Here is a 6353-nt window from a genome sequence, read left to right as displayed (position 1 = left end):
TCGTCCAGGCCTTCGGTCATTTTCACCAGCGCCGCGTAGAAGGCATCGGCATCGGTCAGGTTGGGGTCGGTGTTGAGTTTCGCCATGTCAGGCTTTCTCCAGTCCGGGAATGGTTTCGCCCTTGATCGTGCGCGCCAGGCCGCGGAACAGCGCGACCGTGTCGCCGTCTTCATCCTGCACGGCCATGTCGTAGACCGCGCTGCGGCCGGCCGTTTCGCGCAGTTCAGCCGTCGCCGTCAGCACCGCGCCGGGCAGCACCGGGCGCAGGTAGGTGATGTCGCATTGCTGCGCCACGGCGTTGCGGTTGAAGGAATTGCAGGCATAGCCGAAGGCGGAATCGGCGAATGTGAAGATCACGCCGCCATGGCAGGTGCCATGGCTGTTCACCATGTCGGGTTTTACCGTCATGCGCAGGCGGCAGCGGCCCGGGCCCATCTCCAGCAATTCGATGCCGAGCCGCTGCGCGGCGAGGTCGCGTTCAGCGGCGGCCTGGCCGATGCGCTCGGCGATCTGTTGTGGGCTCAGGGCACTCATTGGCCGGTGAACTTGGCCGGGCGCTTCTGCAGGAAGGCCGAGACGCCCTCGATGAAATCGCGGCTGCGGCCGGCCACGCGCTGGGCCGAGCGCTCGGCCTCGAGCTGGCCATCCAGCGTGGCACTCCACGATTGCTGCATCAGCTGGCGGATCAGGCCGAGGCCGACCGTCGGCCCCCTGGCGAATTTGGTGGCCACCTTGCGCGCCTCGTCCATCAGAGCGGCATCGTCGACGCATTTCCAGATCATGCCCCATTCGGCGGCAGTCTGCGCCGGCAGCGGCTCGCCCAGCATGGTGAGGCCCTGCGCGCGGGCCGCGCCGACCAGGCGGGGCAGGAAATACGTGCTGCCGGCATCGGGCACCAGGCCGATATTGGCGAAGGCCTGCAGGAAGCTGGCCGACTGGCCGGCGATCACGATGTCGCCGGTCAGCGCCAGGCTCATGCCGGCGCCGGCGGCGGGGCCGTTCACGGCGCAGACGATGGGCATGCGCAGGGCAGCCAGCTTGCGCACCACGGGGTGATAGTTGTTGTGCAAAGCCTTGCCCAGGTCGGGCAGGCCGCCGTCCTTCGTCAAGTCGCCGCTGGCAAGGTCGGCGCCGGAGCAGAAGCCGCGGCCGGCGCCGGTGATGAGCAGGCAGCGGATCGCGCTGTCGGCCTCGATCTCCTCGAGGGCTGCCAGCATCTCAACCATGATTTCGGTGTTCAGCGCGTTCAGGCGGTCGGGACGGTTCAGCGTGATCGTTGCGACGCCGTCCGCTTTGTCGACCAGCAGGGTATTATAGGCCATAACGTTTCGCTCCCTTGTATGGCGAACACGCTAGCCGATTTTTCAGGAGGGTAGAACAGTCTCGGACAGGCTTGCCGCGGCGGCTTCCGTTGCGGCAACCACGCGATTGCGGCCGTTGCGCTTGGCGCCATAGAGCGCGCCGTCGGCCCGTTGCACGAAAGCGCTGAGCGCTTCGCCGGGGCGGTATTCGGCGACCCCAGCCGAGATGGTGATGCGGCCCAGCTCGGCGCCGGAATTGCGCTTGACCAGTTTGCGTCCGGCGATCAGCGCGCGGATGTTGTCGCCCAGCTTGATTGCCTGGTCGGAACGGGTGCGCGGCAGCAGCAGGGCGAATTCCTCGCCGCCATAGCGCGCGGCCAGGTCCTGGCCTTTCACGTTGTCGCTCAGGGTGCGGGCCACCAGCTGCAGCACGGTATCGCCGGTCTGGTGGCCATGGCGGTCGTTGAACAGCTTGAAGTGGTCGATGTCGAGCAGCATCAGCGCCAGCGGCTCGTTGTTGTCGACCGCGGCCTTGGCGAACAGCGTGAGCGTCTGCTCGAAATTCTTGCGGTTGGCCAGGCCGGTCAGCGAGTCCGACAGCGCCTCGCGGCGGGCCTGCTCGAAATGCTCACGCAGCTGCTGCACTTCCGCCGTAGTCTCGGCCAGGCGGTCTTCCAGCGACTGGTTGCGCTGCTGCATGGCGCGGGTTTCCTGCAGCATGGCGCCGACCAGCGAGCCGAAGGCCGGGCCGTTGCCGTGCTGGTCGAGCTTGTCGGAGAAATGCTCCAGCTTGTCGCCATAGGTGCGGGTGTCCACCTCGGCGGCGCCGACGAAGACGCGCAGCTCGTCCATCGCTTCCTGCAGCTTCTCGGTGGTCTCGCGCGAGGCGCGCAGCATGCGGGCCGGGTTGAGGAATTCCTCGTAGAGCTGCAGCGTGGTGTCGGGCGTGAAGGGGGTCTGCGAGGCCAGCAGGCTGTCGATGGCGCGGCTGAGCGCCGGGTCGCGGCCGGCATGGTATTCGTACCAGATGGTGAAATTGATCGGGGTCGGCGGAATCGAGAACCGCGTCATACTGGCCACCGCCGCGTGGGCGAATTCGGCCGCCTGATGCAGATCGTCGTGATACATCCTGCTCCCCTGCCGGCGGGGCGATCTTCCCCGGACCGTTGCACCGCCGGTCCATACTGTGGGACCGGCTGGCGCGGCTGGCAATGGGATTCGCGGAAATTTCCGTATCAGATGCCGAGATAACGGTGCCGGATATCCGGCGCGGCGCGCAGGGCTTCGGAATCACCCTGCCAGACCACGCGCCCTTTCTCGATCACGTAATGGCGGTTGGCCAGGCGGGTCAGCGCCTCGACATTCTTGTCCACCACCAGGATCGACTGGCCGGTTTGTTTCAACCGTTCCAGACAGTTCCAGATTTCCAGCCGGATCAGCGGGGCCAGGCCCTCGGTGGCCTCGTCGAGGATCAGCAGGTGCGGGTTGGTCATCAGGGCGCGGCCGACGGCCAGCATCTGCTGCTCTCCGCCCGATAATTGGTTGCCCATGTTATTCGCGCGCTCGGCGAGCCGGGGAAACAGCTCGACGACGCGCTCGTAAGTCCAGGGCTGACTGGCGCCGTTGCGGTTGGCGGCTGTGGCGATCAGGTTTTCTTTCACCGACAGGTTGGGGAAAATCTGCCGCCCCTCCGGCACCAGGCCAAGGCCGACCTTGGCGACCCGATAGGATGGCAGGCTGCGGATATCCTCGCCGCGAAAGCGGATTTTGCCGCGCGCGGCCGGGGTCAGGCCCATGATCGAGCGGATCGTGGTGGTCTTGCCCATGCCGTTGCGGCCCATCAGGGTGACCACCTCGCCGGCGGCGATGGCGAGATTCATGCCGAACAGCACCTGGCTGCGGCCATAGAAGGTGTCGATGGCTTCGACTTCCAGCAGGCTCATCTCATGCCTCCAGTTCGTCGCCGAGATAGGCTTGGCGCACCTGCTCGTTGCGCCGGATGTCGTCCGGCGTGCCGGTGGCGATGCCATGGCCGTAGACCAGCACGGTGATGCGGTCGGCCAGCGCGAAAACGGCGTCCATGTCGTGTTCGATCAGCAGCATGGTGACGCTGCCCTTGATGCTCTGCAGCATGGCGACCATGCGGGCGGAATCCTCCGGCCCCATGCCGGCCATCGGCTCGTCGAGCAGCAGCAGCTTGGGCCTGGTGGCCAGGGCCATGGCGATCTCGAGCTGGCGATGCTCGCCATGGCTGAGCGCGCTGGCCACCACGTCGGCGCGGTGCGCCAGGCCAACCTGCTTCAGGGCTTCCATGGCGGGTTCGCGCAGGCCGGCATCGCGCCGGGCATCGCCCCAGAAACGGAAGGAATGGCCGTCATGGGCCTGCACCGCCAGCGCGACATTGTCGAGCGCGGTGAAGTTCAGGAAGATCGAGGTGATCTGGAACGAGCGCGCGATGCCCAGATGCGAGCGCTTGTGCACCGGCAGGTGGGTGATGTCCTGGCCCAGGAAGCGGATGCTGCCGGCATCGGGGCGCAGCTCGCCGATCAGCTGGCCGATCATCGTGGTCTTGCCGGCGCCGTTCGGGCCGATCACGGCATGGATCTCGCCCTCGCGGATGTCGAGCGAGAGGTCGTCGGTGGCGGTCAGGCCGCCGAAGCGCTTGACCAGGTTGGAGGCCTGCAGAACCGGTTCAAGCATGGTCGCCTCCCGCCGTTTCAGTCGATGCCACGCGCTTGCGCCGGTAATGCCACCAGACCAGTCCGGACAGGGTGAAGGCCGCGGCGAGGATCAGGGTGGGGATGATCCAGGCATCCTCGTAGACCAGATGCACGCCATAGACCAGGAAGAAGGCGGCGATGCCGGTCATCAGCGCGCCGGCCTGGCCACGGCTGAGCGCGCCGTCGATGCCGCCGCGCGCGAAGATCACCACCAGCACCAGGATCGGGCCGAACACGATTTTCCAGTATTCGGTCCAGCCGGACAGGATTTCCTCCAGCAGCAGGAAGCTGACGGCGCCGAATAGCGGGCCGAACAGGCTGCCCATACCGCCAAGCACCACCATGACGATCAGGTCGCCCGAACGGCTCCAGTGCATCATCGCCGGGCTGACGAAATCGGTGAAGGTGGCGCTGAGCACGCCGGCCAGGCCGCAGACCATGCCGGCGATCACGAAGGCGGTCAGGCGATAGCGAAAGATCGGGAAGCCGATGGTGGCCATGCGGCGGTCGTTCGACTTGGCGCCCTGCAGCACCATGCCGAAGCGCGAGTTGACCGTGCGGTGGCAGAAATACAGGGCGGCAACCAGGATGGCCCAGCACAGATAATAGAGCGTGGGGCGGTGGTTGAGGTCGATCAGGCCGCCGAAATCGCTGCGCTTGAGGATGGTCAGGCCATCGTCGCCGCCATAGGCATAGGCGCCGTTGCCGAGATAATAGACCAGCTGGGCCAGCGCCAGCGTGATCATGATGAAGAAGATGCCCCTGGTGCGCAGCGACAGCAGGCCGATCAGCAGGGCGAAGATGCCCGACATGGCCAGGGCCAGCGGCCACTGGATCCAGGCCGCATGCACGCCGTGATGGGCGAGGATGCCGACCGAGTAGCCGCCGATGCCGATATAGGCGGCGTGGCCGAAGCTGACCATGCCGCCATAGCCCAGGATCAGGTTCAGGCTGACGGCGGCAATCGCCATGATCACGATGCGGGTGAACAGCGTGAGCATGAAGGGATCGTCGAAGGCCTCGGACGCGACCGGAACGAGGGCCAGCAGGCCGAGCAGGGCAATGGCGACGATGGTGGTGACAGGCTTGTGCATGAGGGCAGGCATCGACAATCGGCTCCTCAGCGGCCCGGGGCGGGAAACAGCCCGGCGGGACGCAGCACCAGCACGGCGGCCATCAGGATGTAGATCAGCATGGAAGAGAGCGCCTGGGCCAGCGTGCCGGCATCGGACGGGTTGAGCACGGTGCCGAGCATGTTGGGCAGGAAGGCGCGGCCCATGGTGTCGATCACGCCGATGGCGATGGCGGCGATGAAGGCGCCGCGGATCGAGCCGATGCCGCCGATCACGATCACCACCAGCGCCAGGATCAGGATGTTGTCGCCCATGCCGATCTGCACCGTGGTGATCGGCCCGCTCATCAGGCCGGCCAAGGCCGCCAGCGCCGAGCCGAGGCCGAAGACCAGGGTGAAGAGCAGCTTGATGTCGATGCCGAGCGCGCCGACCATCTCGCGGTTGGAGGCGCCGGCGCGGATCAGCATGCCGAGCCGGGTTTTCTGCACCAGCAGGTAGAGGAAGCCGGCGCAGGCCAGGCCGACCACGATGATCAGGAACCGGAAGGACGGGTAGGGCAGGCCGGGCATCACCATGACCTGGCCTTCCAGCCATGACGGCAACTCGATCGCCATGCCGCCGGCGCCGAAGACGACGCGGGCGAATTCGTTGAAGAACAGGATCAGGCCAAAGGTGGCCAGCACCTGGTCGAGATGGTCGCGGGTATAGAGCGTGCGCAGCGCGATCACCTCGACCACGATGCCGAGCAGCGCGCCGGCCGGCAGGGCGAGCAGCGCGCCGAGAAAGAAATTGCCGGTCCACTGGGTGAACACGGCGGCGAAATAGGCGCCCATCATGTAGAGCGAGCCATGCGCCAGGTTGACCAGGTCCATGATGCCGAAGACCAGGGTCAGGCCGGCGGCCAGCAGGAACAGCAGCAGGCCGATCTGCAGGCCGTTGAGGAATTGCTCGAAAAGAAGCAGCAGCATGGTGGCGGGGCACTCGTCAGGTGGAAACCGCGCCCCGGCGAACCGGGGCGCGGCGGGGGCTGGTCAGTACATCACATCTTGCATTTGGCGGCATGCGGGTCCTGGTGCGCGGTCAGCACCGTGCTGACCGTGCGCAGGTCGTAGTCGCCATCGGCGGTCCTGTAGACTTCCTGCTGGTAGAAATTCTGGATCGGGAAGTGGTTGTTGCCGAACCTGAACGGGCCGCGCACGGAGTCGAACTTGGCGGCTTCCAGCGCCTTGCGCACGGCATCCTTGTCCTTGAGGTTGCCC

The 6353-nt window shown here is 66.3% G+C and carries 7 protein-coding genes and 1 pseudogene; all 8 read right to left on the bottom strand.

The window, feature by feature from the left end; all coding sequences use genetic code 11:
• Positions 1-87 precede the first annotated feature (87 nt).
• Positions 88-534: a hydroxyphenylacetyl-CoA thioesterase PaaI gene (paaI, locus tag Q1J79_RS16600; protein WP_300302550.1), complete on the bottom strand. Its 447-nt coding sequence runs from the start codon at positions 532-534 to the stop codon at positions 88-90.
• Entirely contained in the window at positions 531-1322 is a 792-nt protein-coding gene (gene paaG, locus Q1J79_RS16595) for a 2-(1,2-epoxy-1,2-dihydrophenyl)acetyl-CoA isomerase PaaG (protein WP_300302548.1), read from the bottom strand. Before paaG ends, paaI begins: the two co-directional genes overlap by 4 nt.
• Positions 1323-1364: 42 nt before the next feature.
• The gene (locus Q1J79_RS16590) at positions 1365-2429 is read right to left on the bottom strand and encodes a GGDEF domain-containing protein (protein WP_300302546.1); all 1065 of its coding nucleotides are present in this window, start codon (positions 2427-2429) and stop codon (positions 1365-1367) included.
• 107 nt (positions 2430-2536) lie between these two features.
• A complete protein-coding gene (locus Q1J79_RS16585) occupies positions 2537-3238 on the bottom strand; it encodes an ABC transporter ATP-binding protein (protein ID WP_300302563.1) in 702 nt (233 codons plus the stop codon).
• Between the two features lie 7 nt (positions 3239-3245).
• A complete protein-coding gene (locus Q1J79_RS16580) occupies positions 3246-4001 on the bottom strand; it encodes an ABC transporter ATP-binding protein (RefSeq protein ID WP_300302544.1) in 756 nt (251 codons plus the stop codon).
• Positions 3994-5127, bottom strand: a complete 1134-nt coding sequence (locus Q1J79_RS16575) for a branched-chain amino acid ABC transporter permease (RefSeq protein WP_300302542.1) — start codon at positions 5125-5127, stop codon at positions 3994-3996. The genes Q1J79_RS16580 and Q1J79_RS16575 overlap by 8 nt, the downstream gene beginning before the upstream one ends.
• A gap of 14 nt (positions 5128-5141) precedes the next feature.
• Complete coding sequence (locus Q1J79_RS16570; RefSeq protein WP_300302540.1) at positions 5142-6062, bottom strand: branched-chain amino acid ABC transporter permease; 921 nt, start codon at positions 6060-6062, stop codon at positions 5142-5144.
• Positions 6063-6133: 71 nt separating this feature from the next.
• Positions 6134-6353 (bottom strand): annotated as a pseudogene (locus Q1J79_RS16565) (ABC transporter substrate-binding protein); the annotation flags it as partial.

The sequence above is a fragment of the Ferrovibrio sp. genome (genome assembly GCF_029255545.1).
GTDB lineage: Bacteria > Pseudomonadota > Alphaproteobacteria > Ferrovibrionales > Ferrovibrionaceae > Ferrovibrio.
The sequence above is the reverse complement of the archived record's forward strand: the minus strand, read 5'-3'. Positions and strand labels throughout refer to the sequence as shown.

Coding starts and splice junctions, on each gene's coding strand:
- paaI (WP_300302550.1), bottom strand. CDS start 534: ATGAGTGCCCTGAGCCCACAACAGATCGCCGAGCGCATCGGCCAGGCC.
- paaG (WP_300302548.1), bottom strand. CDS start 1,322: ATGGCCTATAATACCCTGCTGGTCGACAAAGCGGACGGCGTCGCAACG.
- Q1J79_RS16580 (WP_300302544.1), bottom strand. CDS start 4,001: ATGCTTGAACCGGTTCTGCAGGCCTCCAACCTGGTCAAGCGCTTCGGC.
- Q1J79_RS16590 (WP_300302546.1), bottom strand. CDS start 2,429: ATGTATCACGACGATCTGCATCAGGCGGCCGAATTCGCCCACGCGGCG.
- Q1J79_RS16570 (WP_300302540.1), bottom strand. CDS start 6,062: ATGCTGCTGCTTCTTTTCGAGCAATTCCTCAACGGCCTGCAGATCGGC.
- Q1J79_RS16575 (WP_300302542.1), bottom strand. CDS start 5,127: ATGCCTGCCCTCATGCACAAGCCTGTCACCACCATCGTCGCCATTGCC.